The sequence below is a fragment of the Priestia sp. P1_B12_1 genome, from assembly GCF_056406695.1.
Genome location: NZ_JBFTZR010000078.1, coordinates 1 through 401, shown reverse-complemented (window position 1 = coordinate 401; position 401 = coordinate 1). Strand labels below are relative to the sequence as shown.

Annotated in this window: 1 tRNA gene and 1 rRNA gene; both read left to right on the top strand. The window is 46.9% G+C overall.

Going from position 1 to position 401, the window contains the following annotated elements:
- The first annotated feature begins 32 nt into the window (after positions 1–32).
- A 5S ribosomal RNA gene (gene rrf, locus AC1D0Y_RS29810) occupies positions 33–148 on the top strand.
- 104 nt (positions 149–252) lie between these two features.
- Positions 253–328 (top strand) — tRNA-Val (locus AC1D0Y_RS29805).
- Positions 329–401 lie beyond the last annotated feature (73 nt).

Genomic DNA, 401 nt, shown 5'->3' with positions numbered 1-401 from the left:
CTGTTATCTAGTTTTGAGAGAGCAATCTCTTGTCTGGTGGCGATAGCGAAGAGGTCACACCCGTTCCCATACCGAACACGGAAGTTAAGCTCTTTAGCGCCAATGGTAGTTGGGACTTTGTCCCTGTGAGAGTAGGACGTTGCCAGGCAATGAATAAGACCCCTTTTTATGCTCTTATAAAAGAGTCTAGGGGTTTTTTATTTGGCTCATTTATAAAAATCTTATATACAATGAATATTGTGTATGATATACGGAGGATTAGCTCAGCTGGGAGAGCACCTGCCTTACAAGCAGGGGGTCGGCGGTTCGATCCCGTCATCCTCCACCACCGTGCCGGTGTAGCTCAACTGGTAGAGCAACTGACTTGTAATCAGTAGGTTGGGGGTTCAAGTCCTCTTGCC